This is a genomic window from Escherichia sp. MOD1-EC5950, from assembly GCF_002965345.1.
Lineage (GTDB): Bacteria > Pseudomonadota > Gammaproteobacteria > Enterobacterales > Enterobacteriaceae > Escherichia > Escherichia marmotae.
In genome coordinates, this window is sequence record NZ_PTSR01000003.1 from 306,611 (window position 1) to 323,944 (window position 17,334).

A 17,334-nucleotide genomic window follows, 5' to 3' on the forward strand; every position below is an offset into this window, starting at 1 on the left:
TCCCATGACACAGACAGAATCAGCGATTCTGGCGCACGCCCGGCGATGTGCGCCAGCGGAGTCGTGCGGCTTCGTGGTGAGAACGCCGGAAGGGGAAAGATATTTTCCCTGCGTGAATATCTCCGGTGAGCCGGAGGCGTATTTCCGGATGTCGCCGGAGGACTGGCTGCGGGCAGAGATGCAGGGTGAGATTGTGGCGCTGGTCCACAGCCACCCCGGTGGTCTGCCCTGGCTGAGTGAGGCTGACAGGCGGCTGCAGGTGCAGAGCGATTTGCCTTGGTGGCTGGTCTGCCGGGGTGAGATTCATAAATTCCGCTGTGTGCCGCATCTTACCGGGCGGCGCTTTGAGCACGGGGCGACGGACTGTTACACGCTGTTCCGGGATGCTTATCATCTGGCGGGGATTGAGATGCCGGACTTTCATCGTGAGGATGACTGGTGGTGTAACGGCCAGAATCTCTATCTGGATAATCTGGAGGCCACAGGGCTGTATCAGGTGCCGTTGTCAGCGGCGCAGCCGGGCGATGTGCTGCTGTGCTGTTTTGGTTCATCGGTGCCGAATCATGCCGCCATTTACTGCGGTGACGGCGAGCTGCTGCACCATATTCCTGAACAACTGAGCAAACGAGAGAGGTATACCGACAAATGGCAGCGACGCACACACTCCCTCTGGCGTCACCGGGCATGGCACGCATCTGCCTTTACGGGGATTTACAACGATTTGGCCGCCGCATCGACCTTCGTGTAAAAACGGGGGCTGAAGCCATCCGGGCGTTGTCCACACAGCTCCCGGCGTTTCGTCAGAAACTGAATGAGGGCTGGTATCAGGTGCGCATTGCCGGGCGTGATGCAGGCGAAAATGAATTATCTGCCCGTCTTAATGAGTCGCTGGCAAATGGTGCCGTGATCCACATTGTGCCGCGTCTGGCGGGAGCTAAAAGTGGCGGTGTTTTTCAGGCAGTGCTGGGTGCGGCGCTGATTGCGGTGGCATGGTGGAACCCTGTGGGCTGGCTGGGTGCCGCGGCTGTATCGGGCATGTATGCGGCAGGGGCCAGTATGATCCTGGGTGGTGTGGCCCAGATGCTGGCACCGAAAGCCCGGACGCCCACAGCGACCAGCACGGATAACGGTAAGCAGAACACCTATTTCTCATCACTGGATAACATGGTTGCCCAGGGCAATGTTCTGCCTGTTCTGTACGGTGAAATGCGCGTGGGGTCTCGTGTGGTTTCTCAGGAGATCAGCACGGCAGACGAAGGGGACGGTGGTCAGGTTGTGGTGATTGGTCGCTGATGCAAAATGTTTTATGTGAAACCGCCTCCGGGCGGTTTTGTCGTTTATGGAGCATGACGAATGGGTAAAGGCAGCAGTAAGGGGCATACCCCGCGCGAAGCGAAGGATAACCTGAAATCCACGCAGTTACTGAGTGTGATCGATGCCATCAGCGAAGGGCCGGTTGAAGGTCCGGTGGATGGATTAAAAAGCGTGCTGCTGAACAGTACACCGGTGCTGGACAGTGAGGGGAATACCAACATCTCCGGTGTCACGGTGGTGTTCCGGGCAGGTGAGCAGGAGCAGACACCGCCGGAGGGATTTGAATCCTCCGGTTCCGAGACGGTGCTGGGTACGGAAGTGAAATACGACACGCCGATCACCCGGACCATCACGTCTGCAAACATCGACCGTCTGCGCTTTACCTTCGGTGTGCAGGCACTGGTGGAAACCACCTCAAAGGGTGACCGGAATCCGTCGGAAGTCCGCCTGCTGGTTCAGATACAACGTAACGGTGGCTGGGTGACAGAAAAAGACATCACCATTAAGGGCAAAACCACGTCGCAGTATCTGGCCTCGGTGGTGGTGGATAACCTGCCGCCGCGACCGTTCAATATCCGGATGCGCAGGATGACACCGGACAGCACCACAGACCAGCTGCAGAACAAAACGCTCTGGTCGTCATACACCGAAATCATCGATGTGAAACAGTGCTACCCGAACACGGCACTGGTCGGCGTGCAGGTGGACTCGGAACAGTTCGGCAGCCAGCAGGTGAGCCGTAATTATCATCTTCGCGGGCGCATTCTGCAGGTGCCGTCGAACTATAACCCGCAGACGCGGCAATACAGCGGTATCTGGGACGGAACGTTTAAGCCAGCATACAGCAACAACATGGCCTGGTGTCTGTGGGATATGCTGACCCATCCGCGCTACGGCATGGGGAAGCGTCTCGGTGCGGCGGATGTGGACAAATGGGCGCTGTATGTCATCGGCCAGAATTGCGACCAGTCGGTGCCGGACGGCTTTGGCGGCACGGAGCCGCGCATCACCTGTAATGCGTACCTGACCACACAGCGCAAGGCGTGGGATGTGCTCAGTGATTTCTGCTCGGCGATGCGCTGTATGCCAGTATGGAACGGGCAGACGCTGACGTTCGTGCAGGACCGACCGTCGGATAAGGTGTGGACCTATAACCGCAGTAATGTGGTGATGCCGGATGATGGCGCACCGTTCCGCTACAGCTTCAGCGCCCTGAAAGACCGCCATAATGCCGTTGAGGTGAACTGGATTGACCCGAACAACGGCTGGGAGACGGCGACAGAGCTTGTGGAGGATACGCAGGCCATTGCCCGTTACGGTCGTAACGTCACGAAGATGGATGCTTTTGGCTGTACCAGCCGGGGGCAGGCACACCGCGCCGGGCTGTGGCTGATTAAAACAGAACTGCTGGAAACGCAGACCGTGGACTTCAGCGTGGGGGCGGAAGGGCTTCGCCATGTACCGGGCGATGTCATTGAAATCTGCGATGATGACTATGCTGGTATCAGCACCGGCGGGCGCGTGCTTGCGGTAAACAGCCAGACCCGGACGCTGACGCTCGACCGTGAAATCACGCTGCCATCCTCCGGTACCACGCTGATAAGCCTGGTTGACGGAAGTGGCAATCCGGTCAGCGTGGAGGTTCAGTCCGTCACCGACGGCGTGAAGGTAAAAGTGAGCCGTGTTCCTGACGGTGTTGCTGAATACAGCGTATGGGGGCTGAAGCTGCCGACGCTGCGCCAGCGTCTGTTCCGCTGTGTGAGTATCCGTGAGAACGATGACGGTACGTATGCCATCACTGCCGTGCAGCATGTACCGGAGAAAGAAGCCATCGTGGATAACGGGGCGCACTTTGACGGCGACCAGAGTGGCACGGTGAATGGTGTCACGCCGCCAGCGGTGCAGCACCTGACTGCCGAAGTCACCGCAGACAGCGGGGAATATCAGGTACTGGCGCGATGGGACACGCCGAAGGTGGTGAAGGGGGTGAGCTTTATGCTTCGCCTGACCGTGGCAGCGGATGACGGCAGTGAGCGGCTTGTCAGCACGGCCAGGACGACGGAAACCACATACCGATTCACGCAACTGGCGCAGGGAAACTACAGGCTGACAGTCCGGGCGGTAAATGCGTGGGGACAGCAGGGCGATCCGGCGTCGGTATCGTTCCGGATTGCCGCACCGTCAGCGCCGTCGCGGATTGAGCTGACTCCGGGCTATTTTCAGATAACCGCCACGCCGCATCTTGCCGTTTATGACCCGACGGTACAGTTTGAGTTCTGGTTCTCGGAAAAGCGGATTGCGGATATCAGGCAGGTTGAAACCACAGCCCGCTATCTTGGCACGGCGCTGTACTGGATAGCCGCCAGTAGCAATATTAAGCCGGGTTATGATTATTACTTTTATATCCGCAGCGTGAACACCGTTGGTAAATCGGCATTTGTGGAGGCCGTCGGTCGGGCGAGCGATGATGCGGAAGGTTATCTGAATTTTTATAAAGGGTTGATCAATAAAACGCATCTCGGCAAGGAGCTACTGGAAAACTTTGAGCTGACGGAAGATAACGCCAGCAAACTGGAGGAGTTTTCGAAAGAGTGGAAAGACGCCAACGATAAATGGAATGCCATGTGGGGCGTCAAAATTGAGCAGACCGAAGACGGCAGGCATTATGTCGCGGGGCTTGGCCTCAGCATGGAGGATACGGAGGAAGGCAAACTGAGCCAGTTCCTGGTTGCCGCTAACCGTATCGCGTTTATTGACCCGGCAAACGGGAATGAAACGCCGATGTTTGTGGCGCAGGGCAACCAGATATTCATGAACGAAGTGTTCCTGAAGTATCTGACGGCTCCCACCATTACCAGCGGCGGCAATCCGCCGGTATTTTCCCTGACACCGGACGGGCGGCTGACGGCGAAAAATGCCGATATCAGCGGTAACGTGAATGCGAACTCCGGGACGCTCAATAATGTCACGATTAACCAGAACTGCCGGATTATGGGAAAACTGTCTGCCAACCAGATTGAAGGTGATATTGTCAAAACGGTGGGAAAAGCCTTTCCGAGAAATGGCAGTTATGCCAGCGGTACAATAACGGTCACTGTGTACGATGACCAGGCTTTTGACCGTCAGATAGTAATCCCACCCGTTCTGTTTCGCGGTGGTAAGCATGAAAACTTCAACAGCAACAACCAACAGTCATACTGGTATTCAACCTGTAAGCTGCAGGTACTGAAGAACGGACAGGAAATCTTTCAGCAACCCGCGACGGATGTCAGCAGGGTATTTTCATCCGTCATTGATATGCCTGCCGGACACGGTCATGTCACCCTGACTTTCAATGTTTCTTCATATGGTGCTAATAACTGGACGCCAACGACCAGTATCAGCGACCTTCTTGTTGTCGTGATGAAGAAATCAACAGCCGGTATCAGTATCAGTTGAATTTTATAACCCAAATACGGGCGCCAGAAATGGCGCCTTTTTTATTGCAGAAAAGCGAGAGGTAATTATGCGTAAATTATGTGCTGTTATTCTGTCTGCAGTAGTCTGGCTGGTCGCCGCTGGTACGCCAGCGAGTGCAGCAGAGCATCAGTCCACACTAAGCGCCGGGTATCTTCAGTCCCATACAGATATGCCCGGCAACGATGACCTGAAGGGCATTAACGTGAAATACCGTTATGAATTTACGGACACGCTGGGGCTGGTGACGTCATTCAGCTATGCAGGAGACAAGAATCGCCAGCTTACCCGTTACAGCGATACCCGCTGGCATGAGGATTCCGTACGTAACCGCTGGTTCAGCGTGATGGCGGGGCCGTCTGTACGCGTGAATGAATGGTTCAGTGCTTATGCGATGGCGGGTGTGGCTTACAGCCGTGTTTCGACGTTCTCCGGAGATTATCTCCGCGTAACTGATAACAAGGGGAAAACGCACGATGTGCTGACCGGAAGTGATGACGGTCGCCACAGCAACACGTCTCTGGCGTGGGGGGCTGGCGTGCAGTTTAACCCGACCGAATCCGTGGCCATTGATATTGCTTATGAAGGTTCCGGCAGTGGCGACTGGCGCACTGACGGTTTCATCGTTGGTGTCGGTTATAAATTCTGATTAGCCAGGTAACACAGTGTTATGACAGCCCGCCGGTTCAGGCGGGCTTTTTTGTGGAGTGGATATGGCAGCAGTAAAAATCTCAGGTGTGCTGAAAGATGGTGCGGGAAAACCAATACAGAACTGCACTATTCAACTGAAGGCAAAGCGTAACAGCACCACGGTACTGGTGAACACGGTGGCCTCTGAAAATCCGGATGAAGCCGGGCGTTACAGCATGGATGTTGAGTATGGCCAGTACAGCGTCATCCTGCTGGTTGAAGGTTTTCCGCCTTCACATGCCGGGACCATTACCGTCTATGAAGGCTCCAGACCAGGTACGCTGAATGATTTTCTCGGCGCCATGACGGAAGATGATGTCATGCCGGAGGCATTGCGTCGTTTTGAGGAAATGGTGGAAGAAGCGGCACGCAACGCTGAAGCCGCCTCTCAGAGCGCAGCGGCGGCAAAGAAATCCGAAACTGCAGCGGCATCATCGAAGAACGCGGCGAAAACCTCAGAAACGAATGCAGCTAACAGCGCACAGGCGGCAGCGGCCTCGCAGACTGCATCGGCAAATTCCGCGACAGCAGCTAAAAAATCAGAAACCAACGCGAAAAATAGCGAGACAGCAGCAAAGACGAGCGAAACCAACGCAAAGTCCAGCCAGACGGCAGCGAAAACCAGCGAAACGAATGCTAAAGCCAGTGAAACTGCGGCGAAAAATAGCCAGAATGCAGCCGCCGAAAGCGAGAGCGCGGCAGCCGGTTCTGCGACTTCAGCAGCTGGATCAGCAACTGCTGCGGCTAACAGCCAGAAAGCAGCGAAGACGAGCGAAACTAACGCAAAGTCCAGCCAGACGGCAGCGAAGACCAGCGAAACGAATGCTAAAGCCAGCGAAACTGCGGCGAAAAACAGTCAGGATGCAGCGGCCCAAAGCGAGAGTGCCGCAGCTGGTTCTGCAAGTGCGGCGGCTTCTTCTGCCACTGCATCAGCCAACAGTCAAAAAGCTGCAAAAACCAGTGAAACCAACGCAAAGGCGAGCGAGACTGCGGCGGCTAACTCGGCGAAAGCATCCGCTGCAAGCCAGACGGCTGCAAAAGCAAGTGAAGACGCAGCCAGAGAGTATGCAAGCCAGGCTGCGGAGCCGTATAAACAAGTTTTGCAGCCGCTTCCCGATGTGTGGATACCGTTTAACGATTCACTGGATATGATTACGGGCTTTTCGCCGTCATATAAAAAGATTGTTATTGGTGATGATGAAATAACGATGCCTGGCGATAAGGTTGTAAAGTTTAAACGCGCATCGAAAGCAACCTATATTAATAAATCTGGTGTGCTGACAGAGGCTGCCATTGACGAGCCACGATTTGAACGTGATGGCCTGCTTATTGAGGGGCAAAGAACAAACTACATGCTCAATTCGGAAAACCCTGCCAGTTGGGGGCGATCGTCAAATATGGATGTTCCCGAAACCGGGACGGATAGTTTTGGTTTTACCTATGGAAAGTTTGTCTGTAACGATTCTCTGATTGGGCAAACCTCAGCCATTAATATGGCATCAATTGCTGCAACAAAGTCAGTTGATGTCTCAGGCGATAATAAATACGTGACAACCTCATGTCGTTTTAAAACAGAACTGCAGGTAAGGTTGCGTATCCGGTTTGATAAATATGACGGTAGCGCAACAACTTTTCTTGGTGATGCGTATATTGATACACAAACGCTTGAAATTACTATGACAGGCGGTGCTGCCTCAAGGATTACTGCGAGAGTCAGAAAGGACGAAGCTACCGGATGGATTTTTGCAGAGGCAACAATTCAGGCAATTGATGGGGAGTTAAAAATAGGTTCTCAGATACAGTATTCTCCTAAGCAGGGCGGGGCAACCGTATCTGGTGACTATATTTATCTGGCCACCCCACAAGTAGAAAATGGGCCTTGTGTATCATCTTTTATTATATCAGGAACGACGGCGGCGACCCGCGCAAGCGATATAGTTACAGTTCCCATTAAGAATAATCTTTATAATCTTCCTTTTACGGTTCTTTGTGAGGTACATAAGAACTGGTATAAAACGCCAAATGCAGCGCCGCGTGTTTTTGACACCGGCGGTCATCAAACCGGAGCGGCTATTATTCTTGGCTTCGGTCGTTCAACAGATTACGACGGATTTCCTTATTGCGATATTGGAGGAGCTAACAGACGGGTAAACGAAAACGCATCGCTTGAAAAAATGGTTATGGGGATGCGTGTAAAGTCAGATCAGTCTACGTGCTCAGTAAGTAACGGGCGTATATCCAGCGAAACAAAAACCACATGGTTCTATATTCAGAACACCGCAATTATCCGTATTGGAGGCCAGACTACAGCCGGGTTACGTCATTTATTTGGTCATGTCAGGAATTTCAGAATATGGCACAAGGCATTGACTGATGCTCAGGTGGGGGAGTCAATCTAATGAAAGATTTAACACTCAAATTTGCCGACAGGGCCGACTTTTCGGCCTTTATGGAGAGTGCTGGCTATTATGATGACGAGTCGATGCAGGATGATATTCTTATTGACGTGATAGGTAACGTGTACAAAGAAACCGGAGAGCTGACTGAAGATGGCGAACCGATATGTGTTAAGGAAGATGGATATTTTGTAAACGTGCGCATCATTAATGATGCAAAAAAATCGTCAATATTCGATAAATACGCGGTTGTTGTTGAGCATCAACTTCGTGGCTGGATGTGAGGCAGAAAAATGGCTACATCGACAGTAATTCCAGGAGATATCACCAAGCTAAAGGGAGATGTCAGTAAAGCTAAGGAAGATATTTCATCAATTAGCGGAAAAGTATCAACGCTTCAGACTGATATGGACAGTGCAAAGCAGGATATCAGTACCAGATACACGAAAACTGAAGTGGATAATAAGCTGAAAAACAAAGTGGAAGTGAACGATCTGGAAAGCGGTCGTTATGGCGGAGATTTTTATCCACTGACAGGTCGTGAAGCGTTTTATTTATGGAATTTGGCCACGACTACAGCTGCGGCAAACCTTTATCTTAATCCTGACCCCGCAATTTCGTCTGTGCTGCGGTCAACATCGTCTATCCGCTATAAACATTCAGTAGAGACGATAGATTCAGAGCACGCCGATCTCATTTTCAAGATGCGCCCTGTGTGGTACAGGTCGCAATGCGAAAATGACAGGCGCGATTGGGGATTCTACGGATTGATTGCCGAGGAAGTAGGAGAAATTGCCCCTCAGTTTGTACACTGGCGACCAGCTAACGAAGATGATGCTCCTGAAGCTATTTCCAGCAATGGCCTTGTTGCCGAAGGCGTAATGTACGAACGTCTGGTTGTTCCACTGATTCACCATATCCAGAAGCTGACTGAAAGAGTTGATGAACTTGAGTCAGAATTAAAGTTGTTATTAACTTCCCGAAGCGATATTGGATAAAGGAGGAGTAATGGATATAACACCTTTCCTTCACGCGCTTTGTGCTGTGGCTGCGCAGGTACTGGTTGGTCTTTTTACCGGGAACTGGGCTTACGGAGCGATAGCCGGTTGTACGTTCTTCATTGCGCGTGAACATACCCAGGCAGAATATCGCTGGATTGGAATGTTCGGGCATGGCAAGCGGATTAACATGCCGTGGTGGGGCGGTTTTGATCCACGTGCATGGGATATGGCAAGCATGATGGATTTTGCTGTGCCGGTGGTGGCGTGTCTGCTGATCTGGCTGTTGGTTAATCGCTAACGTCATCATGTCAGGGGAACATGGCAGGGGCTGGTTTTACATAAAAAAGCCCACCAGTGAGGTGGGCAACAGGAATGATTAATTATCTCAAAGAGAAACATCATGTTTCTCTTTGCAACTTCTAACATGAAAATGTGGAGAAATAATGGAGTTTATATTAACTGGTGATTATGCAACCAACTTCTTATGCAAAACAATATAGTTATTTATACCTGACTGGTCTTATGCATACACCTAAACAGGTGTATTACGTAATGAAACAGACTGGCGAATATGTTTGAGCAAACTCCACTGAACCGCAGACGTTATGGTCATGTTGCATAGTGTTTTGGAATATAAAGAATTATATATGAGCTCGCTGTTTGTAACCTGAAAAACAATAACGAATGTTATAATAAACTTGTTTGTTGTGCTGCTTTCACATTTTCTCATTAATCTTACCAGTAATATTTTTGTTGCTTTGTTGTTTCTGTTTTTTTATAAAAAAGAGGTGGTGCAGAGGAGGAAATATAGTGGATAAAAAACTAATTGCATTTTTGTGCACACTTATAATTACTGGTTGCTCGGATGGGATCGGTGATTCACCTTCGCCACCGGGAAAGAATGTAGAATTAGTCGGAATTCCAGGGCAAGGTGTCGCTGTTGCTTCAAATGGCACATCTCCAACATTTGGGAGCAACAGTACTGACTTTCCTGATGTTTCAATAATGAGCACAGGGGGAGCGATGCTTACTGTTTGGGCCAGACCTGTCCGTAACTGGCTTTGGGGATATACTCCGTTTGATTCAGTAAGTTTTGGAGAGAATCGGAACTGGAAGGTTGTGGATGGTAAAGATGCCGGTACAGTGAAATTTGTTAATGTTGCCCAGGGGACTTGCATGGAGGCCTTTAAAAACGGGGTGATACATAATACCTGTGATGATAATTCGTTATCTCAGGAGTTTCAGTTACTGCCTTCTACTAATGGTAATGTGCTTATAAGAAGTAGCGCCTTGCAGACGTGTATAAGAGCAGACTATTTAAGCAGAACTATACTGTCACCGTTTGCTTTTACAATCACCCTTGAGAAGTGTCCTGGTGCAAAAGAAGAAACGCAAGAAATGCTATGGGCAATAAGTCCACCTGTCAGAGCGGCAAAACCAAATCTGATTAAACCAGAATTAAGACCATTCAGACCATTGCCAATTCCACCTCATGACAAACCTGATGGAATGGAGGGAGTATGAAAAAATTATTATTCCTGTTAATGATTTTGCCGGGTATTTCTTTTGCAGATTTAAGCGACTTTAAAGTTGCAACCTGGAATTTGCAGGGCTCAAATGCACCGACAGAAAATAAATGGAACACACATGTTCGACAACTTGTCACGGGAAGTGGTGCTGTTGATATCCTGATGGTTCAGGAAGCTGGTTCAATACCATCTTCAGCTACACTAACGGAACGTGAATTTCGTACACCAGGTATCCCAATGAATGAGTATATCTGGAATACTGGAACGAATAGCCGTCCACAGCAGCTTTTTATTTATTTTTCGCGAACTGATGCTCTTTCTAATAGAGTAAATTTAGCGATAGTATCTAACAGAAGAGCTGATGAGGTGATTGTATTATCACCTCCAACAGTGGCATCGCGTCCGATCATTGGAATAAGAATAGGTAATGATGTTTTCTTCTCAACTCATGCATTGGCAAACCGAGGTATAGATTCTGGAGCAATTGTTAACAGTGTTTTTGAGTTTTTCAACAGACAAACAGATCCTATAAGACAGGCCGCTAACTGGATGATTGCAGGAGATTTCAACCGTTCACCTGCTATGTTATTTTCAACACTTGAGCCGGGAATCCGTAATCACGTGAATATTATTGCACCACCAGATCCAACGCAGGCCAGTGGTGGAGTGCTTGATTATGCTGTAGTTGGAAACTCAGTGAGTTTTGTGCTTCCCCTGTTGAGGGCTTCGCTGTTATTTGGGTTGTTAAGAGGGCAAATTGCCTCTGATCACTTTCCGGTTGGCTTCATTCCCGGAAGAGGAGCTAGAAGATGAGAATAATTATTACGATTTTGGTTTTATTGCTGACGGGATGTACTTCTGATGCGGTAAATCAACGAGGGCTTCTCACTCAGTTTGCTGGCAACAATGCTTCTGGAGATCCTGAACCCAGACCTGTGTTGGTTAATATTAGAAACGTTCTTACTGGTGGGATACTCAGAAACCCTGTAGGTCGTGACTTCAATGTAAATAATTGGGTTATATCAGAAGTAAAGACTAATGATTTGGATTTGATATCGGCACCGGGGGGGCATGTTCAGATAAAAAACCCTGATGGTAATGAATGCCTTGCAATTCTAAATGGGCAATTAGCAGTGGCTAAACAATGCACTGAAAGCAATCGCAATGCATTATTTACATTTATAACCAGTGAAACTGGAGCTGTGCAAATCAAGTCGATTGGAAATGGTCAATGTTTGGGGAATGGAGAAAGTGTTACAGATTTCAAGTTAACAAAATGTGTTAATGATCTGAGCCGTCCTTTTGATACGGTGTCGCCGGGATTACTCTGGATGCTGAATCCACCATTATCTCCGGCAATAATGTCTCCATTGACGATCTAATCCGGAATTATCAATAAAACCGCAGCACGTCGTAAGCAAGAGCGTGCTGTGGTTGGATGCTATTTTTTATTATTGTATCTCTACTTCAGCATTTCCTGGACAGGATATATCTTCTGTTTTCTGTGGAGTGAGCAGGTGATGTACAACTGCTTTATCCACACATAAATTGACTCCGGTAAGAGCTAATGTATGCCCATCACCATTTATTGTCAGTAACGGGCTGGAAAATTTCTCTGCCATCTTGCGAGCATTAATCCAGGGCGTTGTTGGGTCGTATTTGTGTGCAACAAACAGTAAACCCGAGGGCAGAACTGTATTTTTCAGGCGAGTTTTGTTCAGGTCGCTATGTATTGGCCACAATTCACAAAAATCAGGTGAATCAGAGCGTCCATTGTCAAAGTTAATAGCTGGGAAGGCATTCGCAAGAGCGTCTTTTCGGGATTTTCTCTCTTCTGGTGTTAATTTCTCATCTCCCTGATCAACACAAAGGATTACCCCCAAAGCATCGCTTGACTCTTCTGAGGCTATTGGAGCACTGAGCGCAGTTTCAATTTCATTACTGACAATCCCCTGTGAGAACTGGCGTATGGCAGTTGCAAGGGTTGGCCATGATGAACGCCATAATAGAAGGTCTGTTGTTAATGATATGAGTTCATCTGAAGATATATTTTCTCCCTTGCTGTCGATTAAAGGTCTGTGATGCAATTTTAATAACAGTTCGTGGAACTGAGTTATTGCCTTATCTCTGTCTGAAGAAAGCGGGCAACTTTTTGTACGCGCACACCAGGATGCAAAGCGATCAAACGTTTCCTGATAACTTTGTGCCTGTTTGAGTTGCCATGTGAAGTTGTCCTCCAGGTCATCAATATCGACGACTCCATCCAGAACGATAGATCTGACGTTGTAAGGAAAACGTTCTGCATATAAGGCTGCAATTTGTGTTCCATACGAATACGCCACGGCTGTCAGTTGTTTATCACCCAAGGCTTGCCTAATACGATCAATATCATATACAGCCTCATTAGAGCCGATATGGCGAATGACTTCGGCTCCGGTATTATGGATACAGGCATTAATTTTATTTAGTACTCGTTGCTTTTCGGTTATGTTTTCCTGAATCTCTGTATCTGATTGCTGGCAGTTTATTGTCGGAGTGGACTGTCCGACGCCTCGAGGATCAAATCCAATAATATCCCATGACTCACGCAGATTTGTGACTGGCCAGTCAAAGTTAATATAAGGATTTATGCCTGGTAACCCGGGCCCACCACTTATTATCAGGATGCTTCCTTTATGCTTGCTTTTTGCCGGCAATTTTGTCAACGCTAGTTTGACTTGTGATTTTTTTTCATAAGAAGCATCTCCGCCTATATTTGTATATTTTAATGGAACAGACAAATAACCACATAGTAAGTCAGGAGACGGTTTTTCCTCAGCAAACCAGTGGTTGAATTGACTGGTCATACAGGATTGCCACTCGATCTGCTGGGCAGATACGGTTACGGGTAGAAGTAAGGTTAAAACAATCTTGAAATGAGCAATTATCTTTCGCATTGTGCCTCTGAATATCAGTATAAAGATAAAATTTGAATATATTGACCCCTGTGTTGCGGTAGGGGGCTACACGTTACGGATATTGGTCAAATGAGTACAAAATTAGAGAATGTTGTTTACTTTGAATAGCAGATAAACTCCCCGGGGCTATGCATTACCACCGGGGAGATTTTAGTTAACGGTGTTAAAAGGTGTACTTAAGACCAGCAGTAGTGATGAAATTATAGTTTTCTATGCCTGCACCATTTTTGCTGTATTCAGAAGTATTATCATTATGGTCATAAAGTGAAGTATCACCTTTCTTATTCGTAACCCGATTCCATGCGCCTTCAACATAAACTTTTGCGTTAGGTGTTACGTAATAACCTGCATTGACTGCAATAGAATAGTAATTTTGGTCTTTGACCTTACTGCGATAAGTGATTCTTTTTACACGGGCATAGTGTTCATCGTTATCAGATGCTTCCACCCAGCCACTGTATTTAAATGTGCCACCAAACTCAAAATCTTCATAACGGTAACTACCCGTCAGGCCAATATAGGGCATTTTAAAACGTTGTTTATAGCCTATTACTCTTTCTCCATTCGGGATGGAGCCGATATCATCTCTGAATCCCTCGTCAGAGTATATATAGGAACCACCTCTGGCTGTAAAGCTATAACGGCTTTCCTGATATCCGGCCATAAGCCCCAAGCGGTAATTGGATTCGTTGAGGAGCCAGCCTTTGATATTCAGATCAAATTCGTTGGCAAAATTAAGGCGGGTATCGGGATGTCTGCTTTCATCTGTCCAGATGCCAGGTTTATCTGGGTCCTGCCAGTCACGGTCAATCATATTACCCCCTTTCTGACCGAGAGTAGTCCAGCCAGCAGCCCCGACCGATACCTGGGGCATCAAATCCCAATTAATTGCACCTTTAATAATTGCAGCGTTATTGAATTTCCAGTCGAGTTGACTGACTTTTTGGCCTCCTTCTTCGGCTAGATAAACACGCTCTTTTGTTTTTCCGCTCAGAGTTCCAAGACTAATGTCCGCATTTATGTTGTCAGGTGTAAACGATAAAGTCTCGGTAGAGGCAAAAGAGCAGATCGCAATAGGGGTTGTCAGAACTATTCCCAGAAGTTTCGCCCGCATAAAGGTCTCCATTCAATCGTTTTAATGATTTAACATGTATTTTTTATATCTAACTTGATGAGTCAATTGTATATTGTTTAACTGTTTATGGTTTGTTTAGGTTTGAATTATTATTTGGTTGCATTAATACTCTGTGGTTAAATTACCTGATAAGGTTTTGTTTTGCGGTTTAAAGCTTTGGGGTTTTTCTTCTTACTGGTATTTTTATCTATACATTGTTATTCATTTAGACGCATATTAACAAAAATATCATTGTTGTAGGTATTGCTACAGTACTCTTGTTCAGTTTTTTCTGGTTGTGGCCGCTCATGTATCGGTGAAAAGGGGGCGGTGAGTCTGGCGGGGGCGTATCGCCAGACTCACAGATATGGGCTTCGACCCAGCAAAAATAGATGGAAAAAAGCAAAACAGGCACCACACGTCATGCATAGATTCAGATTGCTTATAATTCACCAATACAGATAAAAATCGTAAAGAGACCCGCGATACGTCACATGCAAGGACGTTCCACAACAGGCTGGATAACTTTCGATAGCGTGAGTATTGAATGATTTCCAGCCGAAACAGATTCTCTTGGAAAGAACTCATGGGCGCAATTTGCAGACTACAGATTGATAAATTCTCGCATTTTTCGGTGGCAAAAATGGGGCAAAACACTGCAAAAGGGGCAAAAATGGGGCAAAAAAAGAGTGGGTTATCGTGGCTTATTGTAGTTGCCGATAATGTTTAACATATTGAAAAATAAATAAAATACTTATGGGTCAGATAGTTGTGATTTTTGCCCTTACTTGTTCAGGTTGTATTGTTCTTTCTTACTAATTTCTTGATTTTGCAACATTTAATAGTAGCTCAATTCATTATATGGCATCAGAAGAGTATGCATCATGCCGGGATATCCGACAGCAGAAGTCTGATATAAAAACAGTGGCGTGTATGGTACGGATTAGAGGGGAAAATGTCAGCACATTTGCGAAATGAATCAAAAAGCCCGCAGCGACGTGCGGGCGTTAGTTATTAGCGCACGACCAGCACTGAACACTCTGCATGACGTACTACGGCAGCGGCGTTAGAGCCGAGCAGGTAGGTGGTAATATCCGGTCGATGGGAGGCAATGATGATCATATGAGCAGGGATCTTTTTCGCCATTTCCAGAATGCGGTCTTTTGGCGAACCTTCTTCAACATGGATATGCACTCTGTCAGTCGGCAGTTTGAATTTTTTAATGACTTCTTCCAGTTGCGATTTGGCTTCCGCTTTCAGGTCATCCATTGCCGGTAACTCTGCGGAATACGCTAAACCCAGAGAGGCATAGTAGGGTAGCGAAGGTATTACCGTCAGGAAATGAACCTCTGCATCATCAATTTTTGCCTCGGCTTCAACGTGACTAATCACGCGTTGAGTTAATTCTGAGTCGGAAATATCGATAGGGACAAGAATCGTTCTGTTCATAAAACCTCCTGTTTTAGTATCCGCATAAAGTGTAACGCCAGATGACACTTTTTGTGTAATGACGGAGTTCACATTTTTAATTTAGATTAAGCAGGATTCAATAAGTAGAAAAAGCCCGCCAGAGAGGCGGGCAGGCAGGATTAGAACTGATAAACCAGACCTAAAGCGACAATATCATCGGTAGAGATACCGTTGGCAGCGTAGAAGCTGTCATCTTCATCCAACAGGTTAATTTTATAGTCAACATAGGTTGACATATTTTTGTTGAAATAATATGTCGCGCCAACATCTGCGTATTTGACCAGATCTTTATCGTCAACACCGGCTGGATTATCAACACCACCAGCAGCGTTCAGGTCACGCCCTTTAGACATCAGGAAAGACACTGCCGGACGCAGGCCAAAGTCAAACTGATATTGGGCGGTGACTTCAAAGTTCTGGGTCTTGTTCGCAACGGCGTAATCACTGTTGCCAAATGGCGTCATATTACGTGTTTCGGAATACATGGTTGCCAGGTAGATGTTGTTAGCATCATATTTTAACCCGGCAGTCCACGCATCGGCTTTATCGCCACCCGCCACAGTATGATTAACCTGATCATTGGTGCGGTCTGAGGAGGTGTATGCTGCACCCGCACTAAAGCCCATACCTAAATCGTAGGTTGTGGAAAGACCCCAGCCGTCGCCATTTTCATGACGAACATCACGTCCGTTATTAGTACCTTCCTGACCATTGCTCGCGCCTTCGTTGTTACCCTGATATTGCAAAGCGAAGTTCAGTCCATTAACCAGACCGAAGAAATCAGAATTACGATAAGTTGCTACGCCATTAGCACGACCGGTCATAAAGTTGTCCGCATTCGTGTAGGAGTCACCGCCAAATTCTGGCAGCATATCGGTCCAGCCTTCTATATCGTACATTACGCCGTAATTACGTCCGTAATCGAAAGAACCGTAATCAGCAAATTTCAACCCGGCGAATGCCAGACGAGTCCAGGATTGATTTTTTGAGGATTCAGTATTGTTTGCCTGAATATTGTATTCCCACTGACCATAACCAGTGAGTTGATCGTTAATTTGTGTTTCGCCTTTAAAACCAAGACGTGCATAGCTCTGATCGCCATCTTTCGCTGAACTATCAGAAAAATAATGTAGACCATCAACTTTGCCATAAAGATCCAATTTATTGCCGTCTTTATTATAAATTTCTGCCGCATGAGCAGCTCCTGCGGAGAGCAGGGCAGGAATTAAGAGTGCCAGTACTTTGCTTTTCATTGAAAAAATCCTTTAGTTATTTTATTTGCCTTTCTTTCCCTGTTCGGGAAGTGAAAACATCCTAAAGGAAAAGTTCCATTAGCCGATAAGTATCATTTGTTACGTCTTAAGTAAAACCTTAATCAAATAATTCTTGAGAAATGACAATAAGTTT

Annotated in this window: 16 protein-coding genes; 12 read left to right on the top strand and 4 right to left on the bottom strand. The window is 47.6% G+C overall.

The window, feature by feature from the left end; translation table 11 throughout:
• Positions 1–4: 4 nt before the first annotated feature.
• The 11 genes from BEA93_RS06320 (at position 5) to cdtC (ending at position 11,768) form a co-directional block, all read left to right on the top strand.
• Positions 5–748: a C40 family peptidase gene (locus tag BEA93_RS06320; protein ID WP_000194743.1), complete on the top strand. Its 744-nt coding sequence runs from the start codon at positions 5–7 to the stop codon at positions 746–748.
• Positions 646–1,293: a tail assembly protein gene (locus BEA93_RS06325; protein WP_011703559.1), complete on the top strand. Its 648-nt coding sequence runs from the start codon at positions 646–648 to the stop codon at positions 1,291–1,293. The genes BEA93_RS06320 and BEA93_RS06325 overlap by 103 nt, the downstream gene beginning before the upstream one ends.
• 60 nt (positions 1,294–1,353) lie before the next feature.
• On the top strand, positions 1,354–4,752 hold the full coding sequence (gene gpJ, locus BEA93_RS06330; protein ID WP_105224579.1) for a phage attachment tail tip protein J: 3,399 nt from the start codon (positions 1,354–1,356) through the stop codon (positions 4,750–4,752).
• A gap of 67 nt (positions 4,753–4,819) precedes the next feature.
• Positions 4,820–5,419: an Ail/Lom family outer membrane beta-barrel protein gene (locus BEA93_RS06335; protein WP_105224578.1), complete on the top strand. Its 600-nt coding sequence runs from the start codon at positions 4,820–4,822 to the stop codon at positions 5,417–5,419.
• A 64-nt stretch (positions 5,420–5,483) separates the two neighbouring features.
• Positions 5,484–7,859, top strand: a complete 2,376-nt coding sequence (locus BEA93_RS06340; RefSeq protein WP_105224577.1) for a prophage tail fiber N-terminal domain-containing protein — start codon at positions 5,484–5,486, stop codon at positions 7,857–7,859.
• The gene (locus tag BEA93_RS06345) at positions 7,859–8,140 is read left to right on the top strand and encodes a hypothetical protein (RefSeq protein ID WP_000654144.1); all 282 of its coding nucleotides are present in this window, start codon (positions 7,859–7,861) and stop codon (positions 8,138–8,140) included. The genes BEA93_RS06340 and BEA93_RS06345 overlap by 1 nt, the downstream gene beginning before the upstream one ends.
• 9 nt (positions 8,141–8,149) lie before the next feature.
• Entirely contained in the window at positions 8,150–8,854 is a 705-nt protein-coding gene (locus BEA93_RS06350) for a tail fiber domain-containing protein (RefSeq protein WP_000235972.1), read from the top strand.
• A 10-nt stretch (positions 8,855–8,864) separates the two neighbouring features.
• Positions 8,865–9,155, top strand: a complete 291-nt coding sequence (locus BEA93_RS06355) for a hypothetical protein (RefSeq protein WP_000355611.1) — start codon at positions 8,865–8,867, stop codon at positions 9,153–9,155.
• A 512-nt stretch (positions 9,156–9,667) separates the two neighbouring features.
• Positions 9,668–10,381: a cytolethal distending toxin type IV subunit CdtA gene (gene cdtA, locus BEA93_RS06360; RefSeq protein ID WP_000358617.1), complete on the top strand. Its 714-nt coding sequence runs from the start codon at positions 9,668–9,670 to the stop codon at positions 10,379–10,381.
• Positions 10,378–11,199, top strand: coding sequence for a cytolethal distending toxin type IV nuclease subunit CdtB (gene cdtB / locus BEA93_RS06365; RefSeq protein ID WP_000734594.1), 822 nt, complete (start codon positions 10,378–10,380; stop codon positions 11,197–11,199). The genes cdtA and cdtB overlap by 4 nt, the downstream gene beginning before the upstream one ends.
• Positions 11,196–11,768: a cytolethal distending toxin type IV subunit CdtC gene (gene cdtC, locus BEA93_RS06370; protein ID WP_001220161.1), complete on the top strand. Its 573-nt coding sequence runs from the start codon at positions 11,196–11,198 to the stop codon at positions 11,766–11,768. Before cdtB ends, cdtC begins: the two co-directional genes overlap by 4 nt.
• A 69-nt stretch (positions 11,769–11,837) precedes the next feature.
• Here the strand turns inward: cdtC and BEA93_RS06375 are convergent, their stop codons facing one another.
• Together BEA93_RS06375 and BEA93_RS06380 are read right to left on the bottom strand one after the other, a co-directional pair.
• Positions 11,838–13,322 (bottom strand): alpha/beta hydrolase, encoded by a 1,485-nt coding sequence (locus BEA93_RS06375; RefSeq protein WP_001226090.1) that lies wholly within the window; start codon positions 13,320–13,322, stop codon positions 11,838–11,840.
• Between the two features lie 184 nt (positions 13,323–13,506).
• A complete protein-coding gene (locus BEA93_RS06380) occupies positions 13,507–14,457 on the bottom strand; it encodes an omptin family outer membrane protease (protein ID WP_001201817.1) in 951 nt (316 codons plus the stop codon).
• A 547-nt stretch (positions 14,458–15,004) separates the two neighbouring features.
• Between BEA93_RS06380 and BEA93_RS24995 the strand changes: the two genes are divergently transcribed.
• A complete protein-coding gene (locus BEA93_RS24995; protein WP_123057413.1) occupies positions 15,005–15,187 on the top strand; it encodes a hypothetical protein in 183 nt (60 codons plus the stop codon).
• A gap of 284 nt (positions 15,188–15,471) precedes the next feature.
• Here BEA93_RS24995 and uspF read toward each other — a convergent pair whose 3' ends face one another.
• The gene (gene uspF, locus BEA93_RS06385; protein WP_010376343.1) at positions 15,472–15,906 is read right to left on the bottom strand and encodes a universal stress protein UspF; all 435 of its coding nucleotides are present in this window, start codon (positions 15,904–15,906) and stop codon (positions 15,472–15,474) included.
• Between the two features lie 140 nt (positions 15,907–16,046).
• The gene (gene ompN, locus BEA93_RS06390) at positions 16,047–17,180 is read right to left on the bottom strand and encodes a porin OmpN (RefSeq protein WP_000837952.1); all 1,134 of its coding nucleotides are present in this window, start codon (positions 17,178–17,180) and stop codon (positions 16,047–16,049) included.
• Positions 17,181–17,334: the final 154 nt, after the last annotated feature.

Coding starts and splice junctions, on each gene's coding strand:
- BEA93_RS06355 (WP_000355611.1), top strand. CDS start 8,865: ATGGATATAACACCTTTCCTTCACGCGCTTTGTGCTGTGGCTGCGCAG.
- BEA93_RS06345 (WP_000654144.1), top strand. CDS start 7,859: ATGAAAGATTTAACACTCAAATTTGCCGACAGGGCCGACTTTTCGGCC.
- BEA93_RS06325 (WP_011703559.1), top strand. CDS start 646: ATGGCAGCGACGCACACACTCCCTCTGGCGTCACCGGGCATGGCACGC.
- ompN (WP_000837952.1), bottom strand. CDS start 17,180: ATGAAAAGCAAAGTACTGGCACTCTTAATTCCTGCCCTGCTCTCCGCA.
- BEA93_RS06335 (WP_105224578.1), top strand. CDS start 4,820: ATGCGTAAATTATGTGCTGTTATTCTGTCTGCAGTAGTCTGGCTGGTC.
- BEA93_RS24995 (WP_123057413.1), top strand. CDS start 15,005: ATGATTTCCAGCCGAAACAGATTCTCTTGGAAAGAACTCATGGGCGCA.
- BEA93_RS06375 (WP_001226090.1), bottom strand. CDS start 13,322: ATGCGAAAGATAATTGCTCATTTCAAGATTGTTTTAACCTTACTTCTA.
- cdtB (WP_000734594.1), top strand. CDS start 10,378: ATGAAAAAATTATTATTCCTGTTAATGATTTTGCCGGGTATTTCTTTT.
- BEA93_RS06380 (WP_001201817.1), bottom strand. CDS start 14,457: ATGCGGGCGAAACTTCTGGGAATAGTTCTGACAACCCCTATTGCGATC.
- BEA93_RS06340 (WP_105224577.1), top strand. CDS start 5,484: ATGGCAGCAGTAAAAATCTCAGGTGTGCTGAAAGATGGTGCGGGAAAA.
- gpJ (WP_105224579.1), top strand. CDS start 1,354: ATGGGTAAAGGCAGCAGTAAGGGGCATACCCCGCGCGAAGCGAAGGAT.
- BEA93_RS06320 (WP_000194743.1), top strand. CDS start 5: ATGACACAGACAGAATCAGCGATTCTGGCGCACGCCCGGCGATGTGCG.
- uspF (WP_010376343.1), bottom strand. CDS start 15,906: ATGAACAGAACGATTCTTGTCCCTATCGATATTTCCGACTCAGAATTA.
- cdtC (WP_001220161.1), top strand. CDS start 11,196: ATGAGAATAATTATTACGATTTTGGTTTTATTGCTGACGGGATGTACT.
- BEA93_RS06350 (WP_000235972.1), top strand. CDS start 8,150: ATGGCTACATCGACAGTAATTCCAGGAGATATCACCAAGCTAAAGGGA.